Here is a 25,667-nt window from a genome sequence, read left to right on the forward strand (position 1 = left end):
TCCGGCGTGTATACGCCCTGCATCGGCGGGAACCGCGGCCCGACGCTGTCGTCGTTCTTTCCGCGAAGGGGGTTGTCGCCCATGTGGTTGATATGATCGGTCATGACCATCAGGTCGCCGACCGAGAAGGTCCGGTTCAGGCCGCCGGAGGCGTTGGTGATGATCAGGTCGGCGCACCCCAGTCCTCGAAGAACGCGGATCGGGAAGGTGACCTCGGCCATGCTGTAACCTTCGTAGTAATGGAACCGGCCCTGCATGACGGCGACTTGCTTTCCGCCGACGCGGCCGCAGACGAGGCGGCCCGAGTGGCCTTTCACGGTCGATACGGGGAAATGCGGGATGTCTCGATACTCGACCACGACCGGATCTTCGACCTTTTCGGCGAATTTTCCCAGTCCCGAGCCGAGCACGACGGCCACGGCCGGCGGCGTCGCGATCCTCCCGCGAAGCATCGCAAGAGCCTGTTCCAGTTTGGTCTTCATACCTTCCCCCGCGTCGAAAAGTTCGTTCAAATCGAGACCCGAAGCCTAACACGGCCATTCCGGACTGTCAAACGGCGCCGGGGCGCGGCAGCCCGTTTTCGACGGAAAACGCCCCGGGCGGCAACCGGTCTGACCGACTGCCGCCCGGGGCGTCGCCTTTCAGCACCCCTGAGCTTCAGAACCTGCTTTCGACGCCGAACGTGGGGCCCGCGTAGCTGACCTTCACCGTCTCATCGGCCGTTCTCCCCCGAAGGAGGAAATATCGATAGCCGAGAGAGCCGTACCACTCGGTTTCGGAGGGCATCTTCGCGTAATCCCGGCCGATCAGAAAAGCCATGTCGAGATCGGTCAGATCGCCCGCCGTGTCACCCTGCTCCACCGTGAAGTATTTCAGGGACGCGTTGAAGGCGGCGTTCGCATTGATCTTTCCATGGCCTTCGAAGCCGACGTACGGGATCGGGAAGTCCTGGCTCAGTTCGCCGGACCTGAAACCGCCGGAAACCCGCTGTTCGACATGCATGAACGCATGACTCATCTTTCCGCCGAACAGGATCCGCCACGCCACATCCCCGGTTTCCCTGATCAGACGAGCGAATCCGGCGTCGAAGAACCGCGCCTCGATATTCAGCAACGCGCCGAACCCGTAATTGAGGTTGTCGAACGTCATGTTCTTTTTCAGGAAGCCGCTGTGATCGAAATGCATGTAATCGAACCGGAGCTGGTTCCTCCTGGATATATTCCAGGCCGCCTTCATCGCGAACCGGTTCTGCTCGTCGATGCTCGTCTCATCCGCCAGATCCAGGTTCATCCCTCTCGATTCCATTCTTCCGGACAGATCGCTTTGCCATCCGCGAAACTGAAGCGTTATCCGGGGCTGCCCGCTCACGCCTTTTTCTTCCACAACCGCCTCGGCAGTCTCTTCTGCGACCGGTTCCGCAGCTGAGGCGACCGGGACGGCCGGAGCGGGTTCGCTCGTCGAAGCGGCAGCCGGCGCCGGCTCCCCCGGGGCAGGAACTTCCGCCACCGGCTCTTTCTCCCCCGGAAGGGCCGTCACATCGACGTCCTCTCCCGTCACTCCCTCAAACTCCGCCAGATACTCGGCCAGCAGCGCATGAACGCTGTCGGGCGCATCCGCTTTCATCTGGTTGGCGAACTCCTCGATGCCGCTCGCGGGATATTTCGCTTTCAGCATTTTGCAGAGTTTTTTGGCATGGTCATGATTGCCCATCATCACCCAGGCCTGTGCGGCTCCATAACAGGCGCCGGGGATGTTGGCGTCGGCCCCCTCGCGCATCACCCGCTGGTAGACATTCGCCGCCGACGCCCATTCCTCTTTTTCCATCAGGAATTCGGCGAGGCTCGACAGCACGAAGCCTTTCTGCGTCTTGTCCGAAGTTTGCTCCGCGGCTTCCATGAATTTCGCCGTCACTTCCTCGATGGTTCCCGTCGCGCGGCTCTTGATCGCCTCCTCGTATGCCCGGCCGGCTCCCTGGGCGAAGCACGCGGAGATCCCGGACGCGATCACCACGACAGCCATCATTCGAATCACCAGTTTTTTCAGCATGCGTCTTCCTCACATCCATCGTTATTTATATCAGGCACCGAATGTTCCGTTGTCCTCATGGCACGAAGACGACATGCGCCGGAACATTTTGCATACTTATGCATTTATATTTATCACCACATTTTCATCGGGCCGCCGCATACACGGCATCAGCCAGCGGCACGTACGCGCTCCGGGGAAAGGCGCTCCGGAGGTGCGTCAGCACGCGGTTCGCCTCCTCGAGATTGCCGACTTCGATCAGAATGCGGATCAGGTAATACAGAGCTCCCTCCTTCACGGCGACGTTGTTCGTTCCCTCGAATGCGGATCTGAAGCCGAAATACGCCTCGGTCGTCTGGCCCATCGCATATTGCGTGTAGGCGTTCAGAAACCGGTATCGGTCTACGGGAATGCGCTTCGGATCCGGGCGAACGCGCTGCAGGAACGTGAACGCCGCCTGCGGGTTCCGCTCCTGGATGTAGCACTCGGCCAGCAGGAACGCGGCCTTCTGGAACTCGTCCTCGCTCAGGCCGCCGTAGAGCGCATCGTTGAGAGCGAGGCGAGCCGAGAGATACTCGCCCTCCTCGAAGAATTTCACGCCCTGAAGGAACTGGTCGCGGGCGTGTTTCGGCCGCGCGTTCGCGACGAGGGTCTTCGTTATATAATCTTTAGCATACTTCGTCATGACCTCTTCCGAGAGGCCGTTGAAGCACGAATCGAGTTCGGCCGCCACGTCCCCGCTTTCGAGAAGCCTGTTGATGAACCGGTGCAGGGCCTCGTTCCCGAAGGTTTTCAGGAGGAACTGCACCTTCAAATAGTTTTCGACGTATCGCTCCAGCGATATCGGATTGCCGTCGTCGCTTTCATCCTCGTTGCTGAACTGGGCCAGGCTGAATCCCCGTCGCATCAGCGCCTTGATCCGGGCCAGCCCCTGGTCGGCGGCATGCACGGCCGTCCCTTCCTTGATCCACATCGGCATTCCCTCGTAGGTGGCAAGGCCGGTGACGTCTGCCATGACGGCATGCGTCAACTCGTGGGTCATCTCCTCGATCAGCGTCGCCTGGCCGGTGACAAGGAATTCGAGATCGAGATAGATATAATGCAGGATCCTGCGGCCGGCGGACTGGACAGAACGCCTCTTTCCCCGCAGCCTGAGGCCGTTGTGGGTCAGTTCGTCCGAAAACACGACGATCACCTCGAGGCGGTCCGGAACGGGGACGCCGAGCGAGCGTTTGATCTTCTGGAGGGCTTCCTGATACACGAACGGCAGATCCGCGAGCATCTTCTCATACTGCGGGGTGCCGCGATACCGGCCTGCGTAGCTCGTGTCGATGTTGAGCGCGGCTTCCCCGTTTCCCGTCCACAGCAGCAGGGCCGAGGCAATCAGAAGCATCAGTCCGCACGCACGTTTCATGTCGTCACCGCCCTTCGGCGCCGGCCGGCGCCGCCGTGGACGAAGCCTGGCCTGCGGCGGCCTCCGCCTGCGCGGGCAACGTCGCGAGGACCGCTTCGATCTGCCGTTTCAGCCCGGGAACGGCGTTCGCGTCCGGTCGCGCCGCGATGCGTTCGAACACGGCGCGCGGCGCATCGAGCAGGTTCATTTCCCGACAGATGACGGCGTTGTGGAACTCGATTTCCGCGGAGGGGGTCGCCACCGATTCCCTGATCCGAAACATGACTTCGAGGGCCTCATTCGATCGGCCGTTCTTGTGAAGAGCCCAGGCAAGCGTGTCCAGGTTGAAGACGTACCCGGGCTGGAGATCGACGGATTTTTTGGCCAGCTCGAGCGCAAACGCAGGCTCCCGATCGAGTTCGAGAAGGGTGAACGCCAGGTTGTTCAGCAGAACGGGATCCTGCGGTTCGAGATCGACCGCCTTTCTGTAGGCGTCGACGGCCTCGTTCCGCCTGTCCTGGGACGTGAGAATGTCGGCGAGCAGCATCCACAGCCGATATTCGCCCGGATGCCGTTTCACGGCCTCCGATGCCGCCTGGACAGCCTCGGAAGCGAGCCCGAGACCGTTCAGCTCCATGCCCAGCGCCAGATGGTATCTGGCCGCCCGGGGCTCGGCCCGGACCGCCTTCCGGAGATGCTCGAGTCCTGCCGCCTTTTCGTCGGCATCTCGCCCGCGGGCCAGCAGTAGAAGCCCATGCAGATGATGGGCCGAGGCATCCTGAGGACTTCTCGCCAGCGCGTCCCTGGTCCAGGCGAGCGCACGTTCGTGCCGGCCGAGAAGCACGGCGATCCGGGCCTGGACGACGAGCCTCGATGAAGCCGGGAGTATCGCCAGTCCCAGGGCAGCCAGACAAAGGGCAAGCCCCAGCAGGCGGGCCATCCCCGGCGACCGGCTCGAGGCGCCGACGCCGTTGCCATACCCGATCAGCGCGGCCAGCCCTTCGTCGGCAGAACCCGAGGGGACCTGGCGCCCCGGGGAGCGCTCGCCGCCATCGGCCGCCGCCGGAAGAAACCCGATCGGCGGCATCTCCGTCCGAGAAAGGCGACTCACACCTCCGACGACACCGGCAATATAGAACGCTATAAATATGCAGAACTCGATTCCCAGCATCAGATACGGTTCGTCGGCAAGGGTAATGCCGGGGTGTCCGTTGCCAAGAATAGCCTGTTCGAGAGTCATTCCGATCAGGACGGTCACCGGAAGCAGAGAAACGGCATAGACGCCTCCCCGCCAGGCCGAGATCATGTCGGGAGCTCTGCCTGAAGTCGCGGCGGCCAGCCATAGGCCTACGGCGCCGCCGATGTAGACGAGAGCCAGAATCATGCCCAGGTCGGCCCCGGATTCGAGCGGGGACTCCCAGCCGATATCCCAGGCAAGCATGATTCCGAGGATCACCAGCGAAACGGGAGTGCCGAACAGCAGCGTCCGGTGACGACGGGTATCGAGAAGCGACGCGAGATCCCTTCCGCAGGTCGTGCAGAACACCGCCTGCCGCTGCAGTTCATTCCCGCATTCGGGGCATCGTCGTCCGTTCATGCGATCTCGTGAAGTTCTCCTGCAAAAGCCTTCTGCATGAGCGATCCGACGGTCGCCGGATCGTCCGTCTGGCCAAGCACCCACATGAGCTTGACGAGGGCCGTTTCAGGCGTCATGTCCATGGCCGGGATCGCCCCCGCCAGGAGCGCGGACCTGCCGACCTGGTACAGTTCCATTTCGGTCGAACCGACGAGGCACTGGGTGCAGACGACGACGGGAACGCGCCGCGCCGTCGCTTCGGCGATCGCGGGAACCAGGGACGCCCCTTCCGCGTTCGGAATATGCCCTGCGCCGTATCCCTCGAGAACGAGTCCCGCGTGGGTCGCGACGAGATGCGACACGACCTCGGGCTTCAGGCCCGGATACACCGGGAGCATCGCCACGTCCGGATTCAAAAACGCCCTCAGCAGGGCCCGGCGCTTTCCGCGCATGCGTAGCCCGTCGTCCATTCGGATCGTCAGGCCGATCGTGCCCACCGGAGGGGCATTCACCGATGTAAACGCCTGCATATCGAACGCCGAGGTTTTTTTGGCCCGGGCCGCCCGGATCACCAGCGCCCCGAACACGACCAGCACCTCCGCCACGTCGCCGCACGCGACGCGCACAGCATTGATCAGGTTCGCCCGACCGTCGGATCCGATCTCGTCGAGAGGGACCTGCGAACCGGTCATCACGACGGGCTTCGGCAGTTCCTGCAGCATGAACGCAAGGGCCGAGGCCGTGTAGCAGAGCGTATCGGTACCGTGCGTGATCACGACGCCGTCGCACGCGTCGAGCCGCCGGTAGATCGCCTTCGCGAGATCCAGCCAGAACGCGGGCTGGAGGTTCGTAGAGTCGAGATTCACCAGCGGAAGCACCTCGATCTCCGCCAGTTGCCGCAGTTCGGGTACCTTGTTCAGCAGCATTCCGGCATCGGAGCACGGAGCGAGACCGCCGTCGCTCCCGCGCACCATCGTGATCGTGCCTCCCGTGGAGACGATCAGGATACGCGGCTTTCCGTCCGTTTTCAGTAGGGTCATGGCTCGCCCTTCGTCAGAACTTGTATTCGATCGCGAAGTTCACGTCCTTCTTGTCGGTCACGTCGTCGACCCGCAGCTGGAACTTCAGTCCCGGCCGGATCGCATACCCGCTCGTGAAGCGCACGGTCGGATCGCGGGTGTCGATAACGTCGAGGCTGTAGTTGATGTCCTGCGCCCACTGGTAGTCGACACCGAGGCCGACCTTCGAGCTGATGACGCCGGCACGCTTGATCAGCCGCTGTTGCGGGTCGCGGGCGACCATCAGGTTGAACAGCGGATCCCCGCCGATGTCTTCGACGCCGACGCGGTAGAAACTCTTTTCGCTCGGCCAGATGTCGACCATGATGTCGCTGAAGAAGGTGTCTTCTTCTTTATTATATCTAAGCAAATACTTGAAGTCGATGCGGGTCTGCTTGATATTCAGAAACACCTTGTCGACGGCCTGGGCGATCTTGTGCGCGTCGTCGAGGCCCGTCTTGATCTTGCTGCGGATATCCTTCTCGGTGACGATCTCCTTCACCTCGCGGGTGATCTCCTTGGCGTTTTCGCTGGCCTTGCGCAGCGACTCGACCGTCGACTTCACGTCGTTCGTCAGCTTCTGATCACGGTTGAGTTCCTCGATCATCTTGTCGAGGCGGTCGGACACGGTCTTCACGTTGTCGACGATTTCCTTGAGGCTTTCCCTGTTTTCGCTCGAGATCTCGCCGATGCGCTTGCTGAAGTCCTTCATGTTGTTCACGATGTCGCGGATCGACTGGCGGTTGGCGTCGACCTCCTCGTCCACCTTGCGGAGGACGTTCTCGAGATGCTCGACGATCCTGTCGGTGCGATCCTGCACCGACTCGATGATCTTGTTGACGTTTTTGGAGGCGGTTTCGGCGTTCTTGAAGATCGCGCGGGTGCTCTGCTTCAGTTCCGGATCGCCGACGATATCCTTGGCCGAGGCGGTCAGGCTCTGCAGTTTCTTGAGCAGCTCGTTTCCCTGCTCGAACAGTTCCTCCATGCGTGTCGGGTCGGTTCCCTCGACGACGCTTTCGTTTTGGACATAGGGGGCCGACTGGTCGCGGGTCGGCACGATTTCGATGAATTTTTCGCCCATCAGGCCGGCGGTTCCGATCGTGAAGGTATTGCGATTCCGGATCCGATGGCGTTTTTCACGGATATAGCACTTGACGACGACCTGGTCGTCGCGAATCTCGATGGTCTCGACCTTGCCGATCTTGACGCCGGCCATCGAGACGGAAGCCCCGGTACTCAGGCCGTTGACCGAGTAAAAGGTCACGTAGAAGCGATAGCCGCGCTCCGTCAGCTGGATGTCCCCGATGATGAACACCATGTACACCAGCAGGAAGGTGGCGATGAGAGTGATGATTCCGACTTTGAATGTTGAGTTCATTGCTGTTTCCTCGCCTTCACAGGAGCGTCATGGGACCCTTGGCTTCGCCGCGGATGAATTGCTGGACAACAGGATCGGGGGAATTGATGATCTCTTCCTTCGTGCCGATGGCGACGATCTTGCCGCCGTAATGCAGCGCCAGACGGTCGCAGACCCGATAGGCGGAGCCGAGGTCGTGCGTGACGACGATCGAGGTGACGCCCAGTCGTTTCTTCAGGCTGAGGTGCAGTTCGTCGATCGCCGACGTCATGATCGGATCGAGACCGGTCGTGGGCTCGTCGTAGAGAATGATCTCCGGTTCCATCGCGATGGCGCGGGCGAGGCCGACGCGCTTGCGCATGCCGCCCGAGAGTTCGCTCGGCATGAGGTTGTTGGAACCCGGCAATCCCACCATCTCGAGTTTTTCCGAGACGATGTGGTGAATCGCGAGATTCGAGAGGTTCGTGTGCTTGCGAAGGCCGAACGCGATGTTCTCCTCGACCGTGAGCGAGTCGAACAGGGCGGCCGACTGGAACAGCATGCCCATGCGCATACGCAGAGCGTCGAGGCGCATCTGGCTGAAGTTCGTGATGTCCTCGCCGTCGATGAGCACCTGGCCCTCGTCAGGCTTGAGCAGGCCGATGATATGCTTGAGGAGCACGCTTTTGCCGCATCCCGACGGGCCGAGAATCACGAGCGACTCGCCTTTGTATATCTTTAGATTTATTCCGCTCAGCACCCGTTTGGGACCGAACGCTTTCGACAGGTTCGAGATGATGATCATTGCAGGTATGCCATGTTGAAATTATTGATGCCGACGGTCAGGAAGTAGTTGACGGCGAGGATGAACATGATCGCGAGCACGACGGCGCCCGTGGTGCTCTTGCCGACGCCCTCGGCGCCGCCTTCGGTCGTGAACCCCTTGTAGCAGCCGATGATGCCGATCAGGGCGCCGAACACCATCGCTTTGAACAGGCCGCCCATCAGGTCGTAGATCTTGAGATTCTGGAGGATCGAGTCGCTGAAGGTGGTCAGAGTCTGGCCGATCTGGTAGACCGCGACGATCGAGCCGCCGATCGCGCCGACGATGTTCGTGAAGATCGTCAGCATGAACAGCATGATCGTGCAGCCCCAGAACCGCGGCACGACGAGATAATCGACGGGATTGGTCGCCATCGTCTCGAGCGCGTCGATCTGCTCGGTGATCTTCATGGTGCCGAGCTCGGCCGCGATGGCCGATCCGACGCGGCCCGCGACGACGATCGAGGTGAGAATCGGCGCAAGTTCGCGGGCCATCGCGAGACTGACGACCCCGCCGACGTATCGCTCGGCGCCGAGCTGGGTGAATTGATACCCGATCTGGACGACGAGAACGGCGCCCGTCGAAAAGCCGGTGATCATGACCATCGGCAGCGAGTCGACGCCGATCCTGGACATCTGCTCGATGAGATTGCCGAATCCGAATCTGCCGTTCCGCAGGCTGTGAAACGTCCAGTACAGCGACTGGAGGAACAGGAGCGACAGGTTCCCGAACAGTTCAACGAAGCTGCGAGCCAGGTTTACAAGGATCACGGTTCAGTCCTCGCTCAGGGTGATCGTGCTGTCGACCCGTCCCAGCACGACCAGATTGGTCGATTCGGTGAGAAAGTCTCTGCCGTCGATCTTCACTTTTTTCGATTCGTCGCCCTCCACGGCGAGCTGAAACACCAGATCCGAGTTGCGCGGTGCGCTCACCCAGGAGCGAATCGAGCTTTCGAAGGTGTCATGCGCCGCCTCCTCGAGCCGGACCTTCTCGCGACCCGTCTTGCCACTGTCTTTCGACGGTGCGTCGGACGACACGCCCTCGTCCGTCCGGTTCATCGTGAGCCCGTACACGGTCAGCGTGAGATTCTCCTTGCCGATTTCGAGGGGAATCGGCAGCCGCACTTTCCGAACAACGCTCTTTTCACGGTATGGCCGCATCGAGACCCACACCTCGAGCATGCCGCCTGGTGTGATCGAGGTGTTCTTCACCTCGACCTTCTCGACCGTCATCGTGCGGCGCCGCTTCTCGACTTCGATTTTGAGCATCAGGCGGGTCGGCCAGACTTCTTCGAGCTCGTTGCCGGTCAGGGTATCAAACAAGCCGGTCACCTCTTCGATCAGCGATCCGACGATGTCGTCCCGCGAGTAAAAAAGGTTCTCCCGGCGCAGATTGTATTTCTGGCCGGAACTGCCGGTGCATTCGAGGGCGATCCCCATCAGCGCCGTGCCTTCGCCGCCGCGATCTATAACTCCCTCTATAGATTGAACGAGGGTCGATTCCAGAACGGAGGTCAGCACTTCCGGATCGCGCACGATCTGGAAATTGATGCTTCTCGTTCGCTTGAGATCCTTGTCCGTCACATCGATCTGGATCGGGATCATGGCGGGAAAGCGGCCGACCTCGCCCGCGATGCCCTTTTCCCGATCCTGGGTGATGATGCCGAGCACGTCGGTCGGCGCGCCGATCTTGAAGGGCATTTCGACGCTCGAGAAACAGTGATAGATATGCGCTCCCGTCATCAGGAACGAAACGTTCCCCTTCTTCATGAAGGGGTGGGCGAACCCCAGAATCCGCTTCCCATCGCGATATGTGAGGGTTCCGAGCGTCGTCAGATTGATGTCGCCGCGAGCGAGCTGCACGCCGATCGCCGAGCCGGGCTCGAGAGGATCGGAGATGCCGGAAGCGCCCGAAGCCTGGCTCGGGATTGCCGGCAGGGAGGGCAACGGACCCACGCCCGCCGGCACCGGCACCATCTTGAATTTCCTGTTCCGACCGTTCAAAACGCCGACGGCTTTCTCACACAGTCCCTGAATGACGACGGGGGCCGCCGCGCGCATGAACACGGCTTCGTCCTGGGCGACATCCCTTCCAAGCGATTCGGGATCGTCACACTCGATGATGCTCCGGATCTCTCTGCCGCCTAAGCGGATCGGTTCGGAGCAACTCCAGCGTACCGGGGCGTCCGGATCGGCTGATCGGCTGGTCATCAGGGGATAATCCCAGATTTCGAGCATCTCCTCGATCGGCGTGACGAGTCCGACGGTGTGATCGGTCATGACCCACCCGGAACTGAGGCCGCCGACGAGCTTGTTGTTGATGTAAATCGGGCTGCCGCTCATGCCGGCGGCGATGCCGCCGGCGTCGTCGATCACTTTCCCGGCGACGCGCACCAGGATCGACTTTCCGCTGATCAGGACATTCTCGTTGATCTTGTTGTTCGCGAGAATGCCCATCACTTCGACGTTGAAGGTTTCGATTTCCCGGCCGTGGATAACGGTCTTGCCGATTCCTTTCATCCCGACCTTCAGATCCCTGAGCAGCAACATCTCCTCTGCCGCGATCCCCTGAGAGCCGATAACGGCAAAAACAGCCAGCAGCACGAGCAGCCGGCAGGAGAGCAGGGAACGCGCGTCAGCGTGTCGTAACGAGTATGCCATTGGAAATGGGCCGTTCCTTTCCATCCGAGGGCCTGTTCACGATCCGGTCACGGATGAACATTGACGAGGAGCCGCCGCCATCGAGATTGATGGCGCGTAATCCGCCGAGTTTTTTGATATAGGCGGCCAGTTCGGCCAGGGTCATCCCGGCGCTGCGTTTCGATCGCCCGTCCACGACGATGAACAGCAGATCTCCGGTAGCTGTGAGCGCGACGGCCGTCCTCGGATGCCGCCCGTTCCGGATGGAAGCATCGAACTTCTCGGCATGGCCGTTGATGTCGATGCGCCCGTCCGTCATCAGGCGCGGACCGCCGCAGACCGCGTGTTGAACGTCGCTCCACGGGGGAAGGACCTGATAGTCGAGGTTGACCATCTGGGCCAGCCTGACCCCCGCGAGCAAGCGGGCTTTTTCGCCGCCGGCCGACACCACGACGCCGTCGGGCGGGATGAGCGTGTCGGCCTTATGGATACCGATCACCCGCCCCTTGATCAGGGCGAGTTCGACCCCAGCCTCGTCCGTCAGCGTGCTGCGGGCATATTCCGGCGTATACACCACAAGCTGATCGCCGTTCCGAGGCTGATTGACGGCATCGATCGGAACGGCGAGGCCGCCGATCCTGAGAGTGCCCGAAAAATCCGGGTTGCCGAACAGAGGCTGGCCGGAGCGTGCGAGGCCGAACACCGATCGCGCATAGAGCGGCGAACTGATGAGGCGCCGATCGATGATCAGGGTTCCGATCGGGTCTCCGTTGTGGGTGAAATACGCGGCATTGATGCCGGCTACCGCCTTGTAGCGCTTCGCCATGGAGGAGAGAATCTCCTTCTGGCAGATCCCTTCATTCGCAAGGACGGGGAAGACGGCGAGATTCTTCGCCAGCGGATCGACCCTGAGGATATGCGCGTCGGCCGGGCCGGCTTTCGTGGCCGTACGGTCGGTGTAATACACCACCCCGGGAGCCAGCTGTTCACCGCCCGCGAGGGGGAACTCGCCTTCGCCGGCGCGGAACAAAATCGTCAGGCGCGGAAGGCCGACCGGCCCCGTGGCAAGGATGGGGTCACCGAATCCGCCCTTCCCTGCAAAAACGAGTTCCGTATAGGTCGGGGCGCTGAAATAGCGGAACGACTCGAACAACGCAGAGATGCTGCGTTCCGTTTCGGGGACGATCGGCGTCAGAGGCGGAGAGATGCGGACGCGAAGGAGTTTTCCTAATCTCGTCGGCACCTGTAAAGACATGGAGCCGGAAAAATCGAAGTCCAGAGCCTGATAAGGCTCGTCGGCACGATGCGTCACGCCCAGGAGGGTTACAGGCTTCCTGAGAGGCTTCTCTTCCGACGGCACGGCCGCGGTCATCGGCGGTTTTGGAGCCCTCTTCTTTTCTTCGATGGGAGCCGTTTCGGACGCAATGGGGGACATGGCGACGACGACGGCCTTCTCCGACGGCCCCGAGCTCTTTCCCTGGTCTTTCGAGGCGGCCCCAACCAGGAACAATTGCCCGAGGAGCAACAGTCCCATGAACAGCTTGAGGGAGTCTTTCACCGGCCCCACCCCCTTTCGTCCGAGGATTATTCACATCTGCTATCGGCAGATTTGCCGAACGAGGTGAGATACAGGATGTGACGGCCGAAAAACGCTCCGCGGCATTTCCCTCAGTTGTCATGGAAATGCCGTTCCTGCTATATTTCTCACGTCATCACAAGCGTTGTTTTTCATTCAGCGTGAAACGAGGCGGCAATTTTCATGAAGGCCTGCGTATCCATTCCGGTTCACGAACAGCCGGACGTAATTCTCGATCAGATACGCAATATCCGGTTTTACCTTCCGGATGCCTGGATCGTTCTCCATGTCAGCGGAAACTTTGTCTGGCCGTTCTGGGGGCTGTTCAAGCGGGATTTCACCGAACTGGACGGCGTCCTGGTCAATCCCGACCATCTGCCGACATGGTCGCGCTGGGGAAGTTTCGTCCATGTTCATAATTCGAACTTCCGTTTTGCCGCCGGGAAGGTCGAGTTCGATCATTTCATCATCCACTCGAGCAACGACCTGCTCGTCAGGCGTGGGGCAACGGACTGGATGAAAGATCTGGACGCCGCCTGCGGTCTGGGAGTCCTCTCCCCTGACTCAACATGGGTGGCTGCTCCCCGCGTTTTTCGCGATGAAGCGTTTCGAAATATCCGCAGGCATTTCGGCGTGTCGGAGATCCTGACGTCACAAGCAGAGGGAACCTTCTACCGGAGGGAGATGTTTCAGGAAATCGTCGACGTCATCGATCGCCATTACGACTTCTCGGTCCCGGCGGAGAACTACGAGCGGGTGGAAACCTATTACCCCACCCTCGCGGCAAAACTTGCGAACCGGATAGGGCGACCGTATGTCTTCAGCGAGCTCATCGGCCTTCCCGAGATCGTTCCCGAAGTCGTGGAACTGATCCGAAGTCAGACTCTCTCGAAGGCGACGTTGAAAGAAGCTTACAGAAACTACCGAAGAACGGGGTATATTCCCCCTTCGCCGGGGGAATGGTATAAAAAAGCCCTCGGTGAGGCGAAAAAGCTCGCTCGGGCCTTCCTGCAGATATATCGGAAAGGGTCACTCGAGAAGCCGGCGGTAAAATCCGCTCTGGACATCGATCCTTCAACGTCTTACGATGTCGGGCATCTCTACGGGGTCAAGCGGGTCGAGCGGTATCTGAATCACCCGTTACGGCGTTTCATTCGTTCGCTTCTCGAGAAAGATCGAGCGGAGGCATTCGGAACACCCACGGCACAAGGAGCAATTTCGTGATCTGCAGAGAACGCTGCATCGTCATCGACATCGACGGGACGCTTTGCCCTGTCAAAAAACCCGACCAGTCGTATTCCGACCTTGTACCCTATCCGGACGTGGTTGCCAAACTTCGGGAATACAAGGAGCGAGGATTCTATATCATTCTTTATAGCGCCCGGAACATGCAGACCTATGACGGAAACGTGGGTCTGATCGTCGCAAACACCGGGAAATTCACCATGGAATGGCTCGACCGCCATGCCATCCCGTATGACGAAATCCACTTGGGGAAGCCGTGGTCCGGCAAGGGGGGATTTTACGTCGACGATCAGACCATCCGCCCCGACGAATTCCTCCGGTTGAGCTACGAAGAGATTCAGGCGCTGCTGGGAAGAACTCCCTGAACTCCGCCAGGAAAAAACGATCGTGAAACATCTGCTCCTGCTTCCAAGTGCCCGCTTCGTTCCACCCGAACTTCAGACGGAGTTCGGGCGCATCGCGTCCGGCATGGTCCCGCTGGGCAGCAGGCCGGCTCTCCAGCACATCGCAGAGCCGTATGTGAAGGCGGGATACGAAGTTCTGGTTGCGGTTCACGAAGGGGCGGATCATGTCTCCGGATTTCTGGAACGCCATCCCGACCTTCATGCCGAGGCGGTGGACGTGGGCTTGACGCGAAGCCTGGGCGACACAATATTTACAGCTATTCAGAAACTCCCCGCTCTGCCGGAAAAACTGGTCATCAATTTCGCCGACACGTTTATCGACACCCCGCTCGCGGCGGCGAACGCCGTGGGATACGCGAGTCTTCCGGACACCTTTCGTTGGACGACGTTCAAGATCGATGAGCGGAAGAACATTCGCGATATCCGCGAAAAGGATACGGACAAGGAAGGCCCCTCCCAGGACTGGATGATCTTCATAGGCGCGTTTTCGATCGGCCGCATCGGAGATTTCGTCGAAGAACTCAGGCAGCAACTGGCCGACGCGCATCCCCATCAACTGGATCCCTTTTACAGGGCGCTGGTAGCCTATTTCAACAGGCTTCCCTCCGGCGAGAAGGAGTTTCAGCGTATCGACAATTGGGGTGATTTCGGGCATCTGGACACCTATTACAAGACCAAGAAACAGTTTTTCCTCGGCCGGCGGTTCTTCAACCACATCTGCATCGACCAGGATCGCGGCATCCTGCGCAAAACAAGCGCTCACGCCAAGAAGTTCATCGAGGAGATAACGTGGTATCTGAAACTGCCCAAAGGTCTCCAGCACGTTGCTCCCCGCGTTTTCGACTACAACCTGCATGTCGGAAACCCGTTCGTCGAAATGGAGTTCTACGGGTATCCGGCCCTCAACGATCTGTATCTGTTTGGGGACTGTTCCATCAGCACCTGGAACCAGATTCTCATCGCCCTGGGCCGCCTGCTGCAGGATTTCGAAGAGTATTCCTTCGTCCCTTCAAGTCCGGATGTCCTGGTCAGGGCCATGCGGGAAATGTACGAAGGGAAAACGAGAGAAAGGCTCCAGAACCTGCCGAGCGATCCCGCCTTCGCCGGCTTTTGCACCGATACGGTCGTCATCAACGGAGTCAGCTGCGCCGGACTCCCGTCGGTGTTGAACCGGTTATCGGAGGTAGCGGAGAATATCAGCCTCTATAATAGGACCCGCTTTTCCCTCATTCATGGCGATCTCTGTCTCAGCAATATCCTGTTCGACCAGCGGAACACCATCCTCCGGCTCATCGATCCGCGCGGCAAATTCGGCGAAATCGAACTCTACGGAGACCGCAGATACGATCTCGCCAAGCTCGCCCACAGTTTCGAGGGGGATTACGACTTTCTCGTGAACGGTCTTTTCGACCACGCCTGGGAACAAGGCGAGTATCGCTTCGCGCCGCATCTGAATTCCCGCCAGCGAGAGGTCAAAGCCCTCTTTTCCGCATGGTTGCAGCGCGGCTGGCCGAAAGACCTGGCGACGGTCCGCTTCATCGAGTGTCTGCTGTTCCTGAGTATGGTTCCTCTGCATGCCGACCGTTTCGATTCGCAGGAAGCGTTTCTTGCCCAAGGACTTCTGCTTTTCCAGAAAACGCTTGACGGAATCGATGCGCGCCCCCGCGTCATCCGTTGACGTCAAGAGACAAGAACGGTTCGAGCGCTCACCGTCGTAATAATATATTTTTTACTATTTCACACATGATATCGGGAGGGCATATGCCTGCACACCACATGATCGTCACCATGGCCGGCCTGGGCATGAGATTTCGACAGGCAGGCTACACGGTTCCCAAGTATCAGATCGTCGTCAGGGAACGGACGCTCTTTTCATGGGCGATGGAAAGCCTTCGCAACTGGTTCGGCGGGGATGTCCGCTTTCACTTCATCGCACGGGCGGAGGACCGGGCCGGCCGATTCATCGAGCAATCCTGCCGGGATCTCGGGATTGCCGACCATCTTCTGGTCGAACTGGACGCGCCCACGGACGGCCAGGCGACGACCGCCATGCGCGCGTTTCCGGGCATCGAAAATCCGGCTCTTCCGATCTCCATCTACAACATCGACACGTTCGTCGAGCCCCTGTTCCTCCCGCGGGACGTTCCAGCCTGCGACGGATGGATTCCCTGTTTTCCTGGAAAGGGGGACGGCTGGAGTTTCGTCAGGACGAATGACCGCGGCGAAGCGGTGGAAGTCCGCGAAAAAGTGCGCGTGTCGCCGCATGCGACCATCGGATTCTACTGGTTTTCGTCCGCTACCCTCTACGAAAGTATATACACCGAATACTATTCTATCCCCGAACATCTCGAGCGGGGCGAAAGATATGTTGCTCCTCTGTACAATCACCTGATCAGCCAGGGCCGCATCGTCCGCATCCACGAGATTCCTTTTTCAAGAGTCCACGCATTGGGAACACCGGAAGAAGTAGACGCCTTCAGGAATGAGCCGGCCGCCTCTCAGCAGTGAGCGACAACGCGTCAACTTTTTGACGCGCCAGGACCACGGAACGTCCTCTTTTTGACGTCCCTGCTCGACGGCATCCTCAAAGCATCGATCGTCGCAGGATTTTTCGCCCTGGCATGCCGGATGCGTTATTCATCGTGTCCGCATCAAGCACAACAATTCAGGAGGAGAATATGAAGAAATTCTGGACGATGCTGTTGATGGCAGGTCTTTTTTCGTTGAGCGCGGCTGCGTATGCCCAGCCGGCGGCGGCGACGGGCGGCGACATGGGGAAGGACGACGACACCGAGATGATCGGGCCGGCGGATGAGGGGCAGGGGCTTCGCAAGGGGCTCAAAAACCGCGAGAAGATGACCGCCGACCAGATCATCGAGCGGATCGGGAAGATGAAGGAAAAAATTCTCGGCCGCATCGGAGAACGTCTCGCGAAGCTTCCCGAACGTCTCGAAAAGCTGGAATCGCGTGCCGACCGTCTTGCCGAGCGTCGCAACAAGCGGGCTTCGGAAGGCGTCGCCAGCGGAACCGCCGATCGTTCGGCCCAGGCCAAGGAAAAGATCACCAAGCGGTATGAGGAACTCAAGGCCCGCATTACGAAACGCCGAGAGCAGTTCGAACAGCGCGCCACGCAGCGCCGCGAAAAATTCCAGCAGCGGATCGCGCATCTGAATGATGCGGACAAGGCAAAGGTCATGTCGGCGTTCGAGTCCGCTCAGAAGGATATTTCCGCGGAGATCACGAAGATTTCGGCGGAGGTTCAGAAGAAACTCGACGACACCTACCAGAAAGTCCTGGCCAAGTTCAACTGATCGCGCTCGAGCAAGGTTCGCGTATCGCCGGGTCCGGCCGCCAAGGCCGGGCCCGGTTTCTCTTCAGCCGTGATTATCGTCGGACCCGGCGATGCCAAGCCTTTTCATGCGATACAGCAGGTTCGTCCTCGGAATCTTCAGCTCTTCGGCTGCCTTGCTCTTGACCCCGCCGGACCGTTCGAGCGCCTCGAGAATCATGCGGCGTTCGACGACTTCCAGGGCTTCGGTCAGACCGCTGTCCGGAGACACGGGAGCGGGTGAAGACTGTTCCGCCGACGGCGCGCCGGTTTCGATCGAAGCGATCCCGAAGTCCCGAGGCCCCATGAGGTCCGATTCGGCCATGACGGCGGCACGCTCGATGGCGTTGCGCAGTTCCCGGATGTTTCCTCTCCAGCGGTGGGCGCGCAGGATGGGCAGCAGGGCAGGATCGAGCCTGAGCCCGGGCCTGCCGAATTCCCGCCTGAATTGGCCCAGGAGGTGTTCGAGCAGGAGCGTTATGTCATCGGGGCGCTCCCGGAGCGGCGGCATGGTTATCCGGACGACGGCAAGCCGGTAGAGCAGATCCTCGCGAAATTCTCCCCGGACGGCCATGGATTCCAGATCCCGGTTCGTGGCCGCCACGATGCGGGCCTCGATCCTGATCGGCTTCGAACCGCCGACGCGCACGATTTCCTTTTCCTGGAGAGCCCTCAGAAGCTTCGACTGGAGCTCGAGCGGAACTTCGCCGACTTCGTCGAGAAACAGCGTGCCGCCGCGGGCCGCTTCGAATCTCCCTATCCGCTTTTCCCGGGCGTCGGTGAAGGCCCCCTTCTCGTGTCCGAACAGTTCGGACTCGAACAGCGTGGCCGGGATCGAGGCGCAGTTGACGCGCACGAACGGCCCCTCAGCCCACGGCGAAAGGCCGTGGATGGCCCGGGCCGCCACTTCTTTTCCCGTGCCGGTTTCGCCGCACAGCAGGACCGTCGAGGGAAAAACCGCCGCCTTGCGTATCAGGCCTTTCACGGTTTTCATGCCGTCCGATTCGCCGACCATCGTCGCCAGGGGGTCCTCGAGCCCCTCGATAGCCCGCCACGCGGCGTTGGCTCTCTTGAGCGTGTCGGCCTGTTCGGCCGATCGTCGGCGTTCGGCGACGCGCGCGATCCGAAAGGCGAACTCCTCGAGCGGCACCGGCTTGGTGAGGTAATCGAGCGCGCCGAGTTTCATCGCGGCGACGGCCGTTTCGATGGTGCTGAACGCCGTCATGAGGATGACTTCGGCGGGTTTCTCGGCTTCGCGGGCGGCGCGGATCACCTCGAGCCCTTCGCCGTCGGGGAGTTTCAGATCGGTGATGACCAGATCGAACGGCCGCGCGGCGATCTCGGAACGGGCCTCGGCGATCGTTCCGACGGGAACGGCGGCATGGCCTTCCTGCCCCAGAAAGGTGCAGAGACCTTTGACGAGCGAGCGGTTATCGTCGACGACGAGAATGTTCATGTCCTGACCGGCACCTCGATGAGGAATGCAGCCCCTCCGCCGGGGGCCGATTCATACCGTATCGACCCATCATGGGCCTCCACGAATTTCCGCACGAGGGCAAGGCCGATCCCGTGCCCGCCGGGTCTGCCCGTCGCGAACGGCGTGAACAGCCTTGGCACGAGCTCCTGAGGAACTCCGGGGCCGGCGTCGGCGAACGAGAAGCATACCATATCATTTTTACGATATATGTCTATATTCATTTCAACGGGCTTCGGATAACATGCGGAAACGGCATTGTCGATCAGATTTTCGGCGATCTGCCGCCACATCATGATATCACCCTCGACCTCGACCTCAGGACACCGGATATCGACCCGGCCGCCCGTGGGCACTCTCGCGGAAATTGCGTCACGGAGAAGGTCCGCAGGCCGGAACCGCTCACGCACGGGCTTCACGTCGCGCGAATAGCCCAGGAACCTGTCCACGAGGATTTTCAGCTGTTCCAGTTGTCCCTGGATTTCCTTGAACGGCTCGGCATCGGCGCCCTCTGGCAGGTATTTTCGCTTCAACAACCCTAGGTGCATCCCGATGGCTGAGAGCGGATTCCGCACCTCGTGGGCGATGGCGCTTCCCATGAGCGCGAGTTCGCGGATCCTCTCCGCGTGGATGTTTCGCAATTGCGTCTCGCGCTCGGACAGGCGCTCGTACAATCGGCACAACCCTTCGCGAAGCCGGTCGAGCTCGAAGATTCCGAGAGGTTCGGAAGTCGGCGGCTCATTCCTGCCGATGCGCTCGAGGCTCGTCACCAGCATGCCGACCCTGCGCGACACGCTTCCGGCGAGGAACATGGCGGCAACGACACACAGGGGAACGGCCCACAGCAACGCGGAAACGGCCGCACGCCCGATCACCCCGAACAACTCCATATACCTGAGGTCTGCCTCGACGCCCACGACGCCGCTCAGGATCCCGTCGCGATCGAGGCGGGGAACCAGCACGATCTTGCACCTGCGCGCCACGTTCAGCATCCCCGGATCTGGAAAGAACGCGCGTCCCTCCTCGAGCGCAAACATGCCGTCCTCGATCAGGTCGTCGACGTCCTCGATGGAGGGAGGCAGGAGGTCCGTCTCCCCGGGCATTTTCACGGAATACGACGCAACGAACCGCGGGCTGTGATCACGGAACTCCACCCAGTATACGTTGTTGATCCAGGCCGCAGTTCCTCCCGCGGAAAGCAGTCGTTCGAGATCGGACGACAAGTCGCCCCCGGTTTGCTCGCGAATACGCGAGTTCCATTCCGCCATCAGCCGTCGCGCCATCGCTTCCAGGTTCCGACCGGCCTCGTCGTCCAGGAGAGCAAACGACTGCCTGTATAGCAGAGCCGCCGACACGAGAAGAAGCGCGAAAGCGATTCCGAGCATCGTCGCGAACAGACGTCCGAACAGCGATCTCGGTAGCAGCCTCAGGCGCGGCATGGAGGCGCCCGGTTATAAGGTCGCTTCCACTTCTTTCCAGCCGATCAACTCTTTCATGACGGCCATATTATATTTCGTTCCGTATCGAACCGGCTTGTCGACCATGTAGTCGTAACTCGACTGGGAAAGGATTTCCTGCCAGTTGTAATAGGTGACCTTGATGTCGTTCGGCATCTTGCGCCGGTCGAAATAATCGGTCGAAAGGTTCCCGACCACGTGCAGGTTGATCATCTTCTGCATCTTCGACTCGGTGTCCAGTTCGAACCCGCCGGCGGCATGAAAGCAGCCTTCCCATCGCGGGCTCACGTTGACGAAGGGATGCGTGACGCCAAGCCGCGACCAGTCGCTGTCGTGATGGGGCTTGTAGACGATCTTGCCGGTCGTCGGATTCTCGGTCGAGGTATCGCGCTCCTTGTCGCGGATGGCGATGATGCCGAGCGCCGACTTGCTGCCGTCGTCGTCGGTCATGGTCAGGATGTCGCCGCCGACGTAGACGTTCCCCTCGACGACGAGCAGGCCTTTGCCCTTCATCCATCCCTCTATATATACATCGCCCTTTATATATGTCAGACCATTGATCTCGACGGCGTGCGACGTGTCGTGCGCACGCGTCGGATTGCCGAGAAACCGCGTGATCTTGTTCGGCACATTCCGCCAGTCGCCCCAGCCGTAGAGGGGAACCACCTTCCGGTAGGTCACCTCGTTGCGGCCGAACGCCTCGCGGAAATTCACATCGGTGAAGTATTTCGCCTGGCTCGGCGTCTTCTCGGGGTCGACCATCCTGTTCGACAGACGACGGTACACGTCCTCGTCGTACAGGTTGATCTTGCTCGTCTCGTAAGCCTGGACTTTTTTCGTGTTCGAATTATAGGCCTCATTATTCACTTTCGACCACCAGGGCCAGTGGAACAGGCCCATCCACTTATAATACTGTCGCGTCACCGCGTCGTTCTGATACTCGATCGAGTCGGCGCCGGCGAAGTTCGCGCCGCCGTTCCAGCCCGTCCAGCCGATGCCCATGTCGAGCCAGGGGTTGTCGAGATCCTTGCGAAGGTCGGTCAGCATCAACCACTTGGGAAGATCGACCCGGGCGCCGTCGCGCATGAACACCTTGCCGCCCTTCACGGTGAATCCCCATGGATCCCAGAAGTCGAAGGGAAGGATCTTGAAGGAATCCTGGTGAGTCTTGTTCAGATACAGACCGTGTTCGGGGGCGATCATCCCGACCGAGTTTCCGGGAAACGGCGACTGAACCAGCATGGCGTTGCACGTCTTCTTCACTTCGATCTGGCGGCTGGTGCGGTGGTAGGTGCCGCGGGAGTTGATCACGATGAGGCCGCTCCGGAGGACGTCGGGCGGAAGGCCCTTCGCCTCGAGTTCCTTCGAGGCGTCAGGATTGCGCTTCCAGGTGACGCGCGTCTTGATCTTTCCGTCGCGGATCAGCGGAGGGACGGCAGAATCCTTCCCTTCGAGGCGGGACATGTCGATGTCGACGCTCCCCTCCTCGCTCTTGGCGATCAGCTTGTAGAAAGCGTTTTCGGGGTCGTTCATCCGGCTCTTGATCGTGAACAGGGCCTCCTCAACGCCGGCCTCGGCCAACAGCAGGGCGCAGGTGCTGTCCACGTAATTCTCAGTCAGATGGACCTCGCCCCGCATGAAATGGATCATGCCGTAGACGATAATGCTGATCACGACGATCGTCGCGATCGTAAAAAACAATGCAAGCCCTGAGCGGCGCACCGGTCGACGGATCATGGCACTACCTCCTGACGGGGCATGAGTAAGTCCCGTACACTCTATTCTACCAATCGTAGCCCGCCCCCCGCAATACGAGCGAGGAAATGCCGCTGAAAGATTCTTTCAGGAAACGCTCACCGGGCCTCGAAGGAAACGATATCCCCTTCCGATGCCGTGACGCCCGGCGGAACCGTCGCCATCGAGCCGTCGGGCTGCACGTCCGTGACGCGGACGGTCCCGAGCTCTTTCTTCGAACACCAGACAACCACGCCTGCGCGGTTACGGATCTCCGTCACCCCATACAAGACGCCTTCCCGGCCCTCCGAGAGGCCGCTCGAGGTTCCCATGTCGATGACGATGCCCTCCGGGCTGACCGCCTGCACCCGGGCCTCCAGCCGAAACAGGCCGTTCAGGCGCGACATCACCCGATCGAGCGCCTTTCTCGTGGCCTGGCCGATCATCGACGCGTCGAACTCGGAGGAGCCGAGTTTCAGAGCCGCACCGAGGGCCTTTTTCAGGTCGCCGGCGAGAAGAACCGCTCCGGTCTTGTCGTGACGGGCTTCGGCATTGTCGGAAAACACGAGCCGGCCGTTCTTCAGATCGATCACTTCGACGCTGAGGCGAACGTATGCCGTGACCTTCGTGTGCATGAAGCCGCCGGCGAGCTTGCCTAGGGTCCCGAGTCCGGTGTCCCGCTGGAAATGGCCGAAATCCATCACCTTGCCTCGCAGGATGTAATCGGCGCCCTGGAACCCGCCCTTGGCCTGGATCGTCGAGACGTCGAAGAAGCCGTCCTGCGCGAGGTTGAGCTCGTCCTTCATCGCCTTCAGTTCTTCCCGTTCGACGACGAGCACCTTTCCGGCCTGCATCAGCCGCTGTTTCAGCATTTGAGCGAGCCCCGACCCGATCGGATAGCTGGAATCGAATCCAGACGGGTTCGCGAACGGAAGGACGGCGATCCGCGGTCGGGCCTCGACCCGGGCCCCGACCACGAGAAAGATTCCGACCATCAGGAGAACCATACGCGCAATTCGACGACACGACCTCATTCAGCCCCCCCGGCTCCGAGAATTTTCCGCAACAACTGCCGGTGACGCCCCGGCCCGAAATGATCCGAAAGGAACTCCACGCTCTCGCATCCGAGCCTCGAGAGATACAACCCCAGCGCAGGACGGTTTTCCGGATCCACCGTCAGTTCGAGGCTTCTCACTCCTCTGGCCGTCAACGACTCCAGAACCGCATGCATCAGCATGAAACCGATACCCCGGCGCCGCCACGAGCGCGTCACGGCGAGACTGAAAAGAAACGCCCGCGGTTCCCCCACTCCGCCGATGACGATCGCCTCGCCGACGATGCCGTCGTCAGGGCGACGGGCGACCCATATTTCGCCGGCCCGTGCCATCAGGGCGAGATTGGGCGCCGTCTGGGCATCGTCCGGGAACGCCTCCCGCTCGAGCGCCGCGACGCCCTCCACCCCGGCTCGGTCATCGGGCCGGAGCCGGTCAACATCGACAACAGGCGGAGATGCCGTGGGCGCCATCAGACTTCCAGGAAACCGATCGCGGAAGGCGTGTCCCGACCTTCGGCTCCGGGCGAGTATTTTCCGAACCCGCTCTCGCCGAGAACGTAGACGCTTCCATCGATCCGGCAGGGGAGCACCTGGAGGATCCTGTCGGGGAACGTCGTTCTTGCCAGCACCCGCCCGTCGGGCGCGACGAGAATCAATTCGTCGATTCCCGTGGCAATCACGGCCCCCTGCCTGTTGAGGCACATGCCGGAAACGCCGCCGGTCAGGGGAAGGCGTATCCGCGTTCCGTCGCCGCTCCGGAGGATCGTGACTCCGTCGCCGGCGGCGCCGCCGATGAACATTGCGTCCTCGGTTTTGTGGATGACGACCTGCTTTGCCCCGCCCTCGACGCTCGCCCGGCGAAGGATGTCGGCCTTTTCGCCGATCACCAGCACGTCTCCGCTCCGGAGACCCGCGACAAGCTCTTTTCCGGATGCATCCATCCGATGGAACATCGGCTCGGCGGGAAGTTCAATATCGTGAACAATATTTCCTTCGGGATCGACGCATGCAACCCGACTCTTCCCGACAAGCCTCGCGTAATGCTCGGAACCAAGGAGGGCGGCGACCGTCTCCCCGCACTCGATGGTCTTTACGGGTTGTCCGGGATGCCGGTGGTAGTGAACCGTCCCTTTCTCGTCGAGAAGCAGAAGGGCTCCGGATGCGAACAGGTGGGCCGCGCGGAAGTTTCCGAAAAAGCGGCAGGCCTCGCTTCCGTCGCTCCGAAAGCCGACGACGCCGTTCTTTCCGACCGCGATGGCGAGATCCGCGACGGCTGAAACGGCGATATCCGCGACGTCTCCCGCGGGGAGACGCGCGGTCCAGATTTCATCCCCGACGTCGTTCCGGCAGTGAAGGGTATCGCGGCCGTCCCACACCAGGGCATACTCGATCTGGTCGGCGCCGAGCCAGGTGCGGACGAAGGGCTTCCGGGACGCCCCGGCTCCCCCGGCAAGATCGATCTGCCAGATTTTCCTGAACGCGGGAACGCTTGCCCCGTCAGCCGGAGGGGGCTCCACGTCGAGGAACTCGAGGCGGCTGAAGTCGCGGGAAGCCGTCGATACAAGACATCCGACCCGGCCTTCGGGCGTCGCATACCAGATCGTCTGGCCGTCGCTCGTCAGCCGGGCGCGGATCAGAGGCTCGGGAAACCGGTGTTCCCAGGCGGGCTGGCCTTCGGCGTTGAGAATGGTCAGAAGGCCTTCCCGGGAATAGAGGAGCGTCTGTTTCGTCTGGTCGGCGTAGGAGACGCCGGAGAAATCCGCATTCAACTTCCCTTTCCAGATACCGAAGCTCTTCACGCAGTTGATGCAGAAAATACCCTTGCCGCGGTCGAGCGCGACGGTGACCTGTCCGTCGGCGCTGACGGCGAGATCCTGGATCGGGTCGAGGCCCATGAATGCGTCGTAATGCCGACCGTCTATCGCCACGGCCTGAAGTCCCTCGCCGCGTTCGTCGCGACAGGCGAACGCGACGGTCAGCCCGCTCGCCGAGATGTCGAGAGCGGCCGGAACCTTGAGAAGATTCCGGTAGGTCCAGCGTATGCGGCCTTGCCGGTCAGCCAGAACGACGGTCGGCTCGCGCGTCACGAGGACGATGTAGTGCCCGTCGGAGCTGATGAGCCCGTATACCGCCGGCGCCGGACGCTTCTTCCACTGGATCTGGCCCCTGGCGTCGATCAGCAGGGAATTGCCGCTGTCATCGACCGCGAGGACGTCGAGCGTATCGGCCAGGCTGATCGTGCGCATGGCGGCCCCGACGAAGGTGCGCCACATCTCCTGCCCGGCGTGGTCGAGCATGACGACATGCCCCGATACGGTCAGGGCCGCGAGGGCCTTGCGCTCGCTCGTGGCCTGCATCATGCGGATCATGCCGAGCTGTTTCTGCCACAGTTCCTGGTAGCCAGCCCGCCCCGTCGTACCGATCATCGCCGACTCCGTATCATCCGAGAATCCATTTCGCTTCAGTGTATCCCTGTTCATTGCCGGGAGCAAGAGGGGAGTGCGGAACGCACCCGGCTCCATGCTATACTAAAGACCGCGCACTC

General features: G+C 60.8%; 21 protein-coding genes. 5 read left to right on the forward strand and 16 right to left on the reverse strand.

The features are described 5' to 3' along the window. From PLU72_03950 to PLU72_03995, 10 genes are all read right to left on the reverse strand, one after another. Positions 1 to 482 (reverse strand): purine-nucleoside phosphorylase (locus PLU72_03950; GenBank protein HOT27319.1); only part of this gene is annotated, 482 nt, incomplete at its 3' end. A 175-nt stretch (positions 483 to 657) separates the two neighbouring features. Further along, the gene (locus PLU72_03955; protein ID HOT27320.1) at positions 658 to 2,046 is read right to left on the reverse strand and encodes a hypothetical protein; all 1,389 of its coding nucleotides are present in this window, start codon (positions 2,044 to 2,046) and stop codon (positions 658 to 660) included. Positions 2,047 to 2,170: 124 nt separating this feature from the next. Then, the gene (locus PLU72_03960) at positions 2,171 to 3,439 is read right to left on the reverse strand and encodes a hypothetical protein (protein ID HOT27321.1); all 1,269 of its coding nucleotides are present in this window, start codon (positions 3,437 to 3,439) and stop codon (positions 2,171 to 2,173) included. A 4-nt stretch (positions 3,440 to 3,443) separates the two neighbouring features. Next, positions 3,444 to 5,015 carry a hypothetical protein gene (locus PLU72_03965; protein ID HOT27322.1) on the reverse strand — a complete coding sequence of 524 codons (1,572 nt, stop codon included), beginning with the start codon at positions 5,013 to 5,015 and terminating at the stop codon, positions 3,444 to 3,446. Continuing rightward, positions 5,012 to 6,034, reverse strand: a complete 1,023-nt coding sequence (locus tag PLU72_03970; protein HOT27323.1) for an asparaginase — start codon at positions 6,032 to 6,034, stop codon at positions 5,012 to 5,014. Before PLU72_03970 ends, PLU72_03965 begins: the two co-directional genes overlap by 4 nt. 13 nt (positions 6,035 to 6,047) lie before the next feature. Continuing rightward, positions 6,048 to 7,430: an MlaD family protein gene (locus PLU72_03975; GenBank protein ID HOT27324.1), complete on the reverse strand. Its 1,383-nt coding sequence runs from the start codon at positions 7,428 to 7,430 to the stop codon at positions 6,048 to 6,050. A gap of 16 nt (positions 7,431 to 7,446) precedes the next feature. Then, positions 7,447 to 8,193, reverse strand: coding sequence for an ABC transporter ATP-binding protein (locus tag PLU72_03980; protein ID HOT27325.1), 747 nt, complete (start codon positions 8,191 to 8,193; stop codon positions 7,447 to 7,449). Next, a complete protein-coding gene (locus PLU72_03985; protein HOT27326.1) occupies positions 8,190 to 8,981 on the reverse strand; it encodes an ABC transporter permease in 792 nt (263 codons plus the stop codon). Before PLU72_03985 ends, PLU72_03980 begins: the two co-directional genes overlap by 4 nt. 3 nt (positions 8,982 to 8,984) lie before the next feature. Continuing rightward, positions 8,985 to 10,871 (reverse strand): SpoIVB peptidase S55 domain-containing protein, encoded by a 1,887-nt coding sequence (locus PLU72_03990; GenBank protein ID HOT27327.1) that lies wholly within the window; start codon positions 10,869 to 10,871, stop codon positions 8,985 to 8,987. Beyond that, on the reverse strand, positions 10,846 to 12,408 hold the full coding sequence (locus tag PLU72_03995) for a phosphodiester glycosidase family protein (protein ID HOT27328.1): 1,563 nt from the start codon (positions 12,406 to 12,408) through the stop codon (positions 10,846 to 10,848). The genes PLU72_03990 and PLU72_03995 overlap by 26 nt, the downstream gene beginning before the upstream one ends. A 201-nt stretch (positions 12,409 to 12,609) precedes the next feature. On the opposite strand from PLU72_03995, the gene PLU72_04000 reads away from it, so the two are divergent. From PLU72_04000 to PLU72_04020, 5 genes are all read left to right on the forward strand, one after another. Further along, on the forward strand, positions 12,610 to 13,650 hold the full coding sequence (locus PLU72_04000; protein ID HOT27329.1) for a hypothetical protein: 1,041 nt from the start codon (positions 12,610 to 12,612) through the stop codon (positions 13,648 to 13,650). Then, the gene (locus PLU72_04005) at positions 13,647 to 14,036 is read left to right on the forward strand and encodes a capsular biosynthesis protein (GenBank protein ID HOT27330.1); all 390 of its coding nucleotides are present in this window, start codon (positions 13,647 to 13,649) and stop codon (positions 14,034 to 14,036) included. The genes PLU72_04000 and PLU72_04005 overlap by 4 nt, the downstream gene beginning before the upstream one ends. A 22-nt stretch (positions 14,037 to 14,058) precedes the next feature. Further along, positions 14,059 to 15,753 (forward strand): hypothetical protein, encoded by a 1,695-nt coding sequence (locus PLU72_04010; protein HOT27331.1) that lies wholly within the window; start codon positions 14,059 to 14,061, stop codon positions 15,751 to 15,753. 83 nt (positions 15,754 to 15,836) lie between these two features. Further along, complete coding sequence (locus PLU72_04015; protein ID HOT27332.1) at positions 15,837 to 16,583, forward strand: glycosyltransferase family 2 protein; 747 nt, start codon at positions 15,837 to 15,839, stop codon at positions 16,581 to 16,583. A gap of 170 nt (positions 16,584 to 16,753) precedes the next feature. Further along, entirely contained in the window at positions 16,754 to 17,386 is a 633-nt protein-coding gene (locus tag PLU72_04020) for a hypothetical protein (GenBank protein ID HOT27333.1), read from the forward strand. A gap of 63 nt (positions 17,387 to 17,449) precedes the next feature. Here the strand turns inward: PLU72_04020 and PLU72_04025 are convergent, their stop codons facing one another. The 6 genes from PLU72_04025 to PLU72_04050 all read right to left on the reverse strand — a co-directional run bounded on the left by PLU72_04025 (position 17,450) and on the right by PLU72_04050 (position 25,548). Further along, positions 17,450 to 18,859 carry a sigma-54 dependent transcriptional regulator gene (locus tag PLU72_04025; protein HOT27334.1) on the reverse strand — a complete coding sequence of 470 codons (1,410 nt, stop codon included), beginning with the start codon at positions 18,857 to 18,859 and terminating at the stop codon, positions 17,450 to 17,452. Beyond that, the gene (locus PLU72_04030; protein HOT27335.1) at positions 18,856 to 20,316 is read right to left on the reverse strand and encodes a HAMP domain-containing sensor histidine kinase; all 1,461 of its coding nucleotides are present in this window, start codon (positions 20,314 to 20,316) and stop codon (positions 18,856 to 18,858) included. The genes PLU72_04025 and PLU72_04030 overlap by 4 nt, the downstream gene beginning before the upstream one ends. 12 nt (positions 20,317 to 20,328) lie before the next feature. After that, entirely contained in the window at positions 20,329 to 22,071 is a 1,743-nt protein-coding gene (locus PLU72_04035) for a hypothetical protein (protein ID HOT27336.1), read from the reverse strand. A 116-nt stretch (positions 22,072 to 22,187) separates the two neighbouring features. Beyond that, positions 22,188 to 23,102 (reverse strand): CsgG/HfaB family protein, encoded by a 915-nt coding sequence (locus tag PLU72_04040; GenBank protein ID HOT27337.1) that lies wholly within the window; start codon positions 23,100 to 23,102, stop codon positions 22,188 to 22,190. After that, positions 23,099 to 23,593, reverse strand: a complete 495-nt coding sequence (locus PLU72_04045) for a GNAT family N-acetyltransferase (protein HOT27338.1) — start codon at positions 23,591 to 23,593, stop codon at positions 23,099 to 23,101. The genes PLU72_04040 and PLU72_04045 overlap by 4 nt, the downstream gene beginning before the upstream one ends. Further along, a complete protein-coding gene (locus PLU72_04050) occupies positions 23,593 to 25,548 on the reverse strand; it encodes a PQQ-binding-like beta-propeller repeat protein (protein HOT27339.1) in 1,956 nt (651 codons plus the stop codon). Before PLU72_04050 ends, PLU72_04045 begins: the two co-directional genes overlap by 1 nt. Positions 25,549 to 25,667: the final 119 nt, after the last annotated feature.

Source organism: Candidatus Ozemobacteraceae bacterium (assembly GCA_035373905.1).
Classification (GTDB): domain Bacteria; phylum Muiribacteriota; class Ozemobacteria; order Ozemobacterales; family Ozemobacteraceae; genus MWAR01.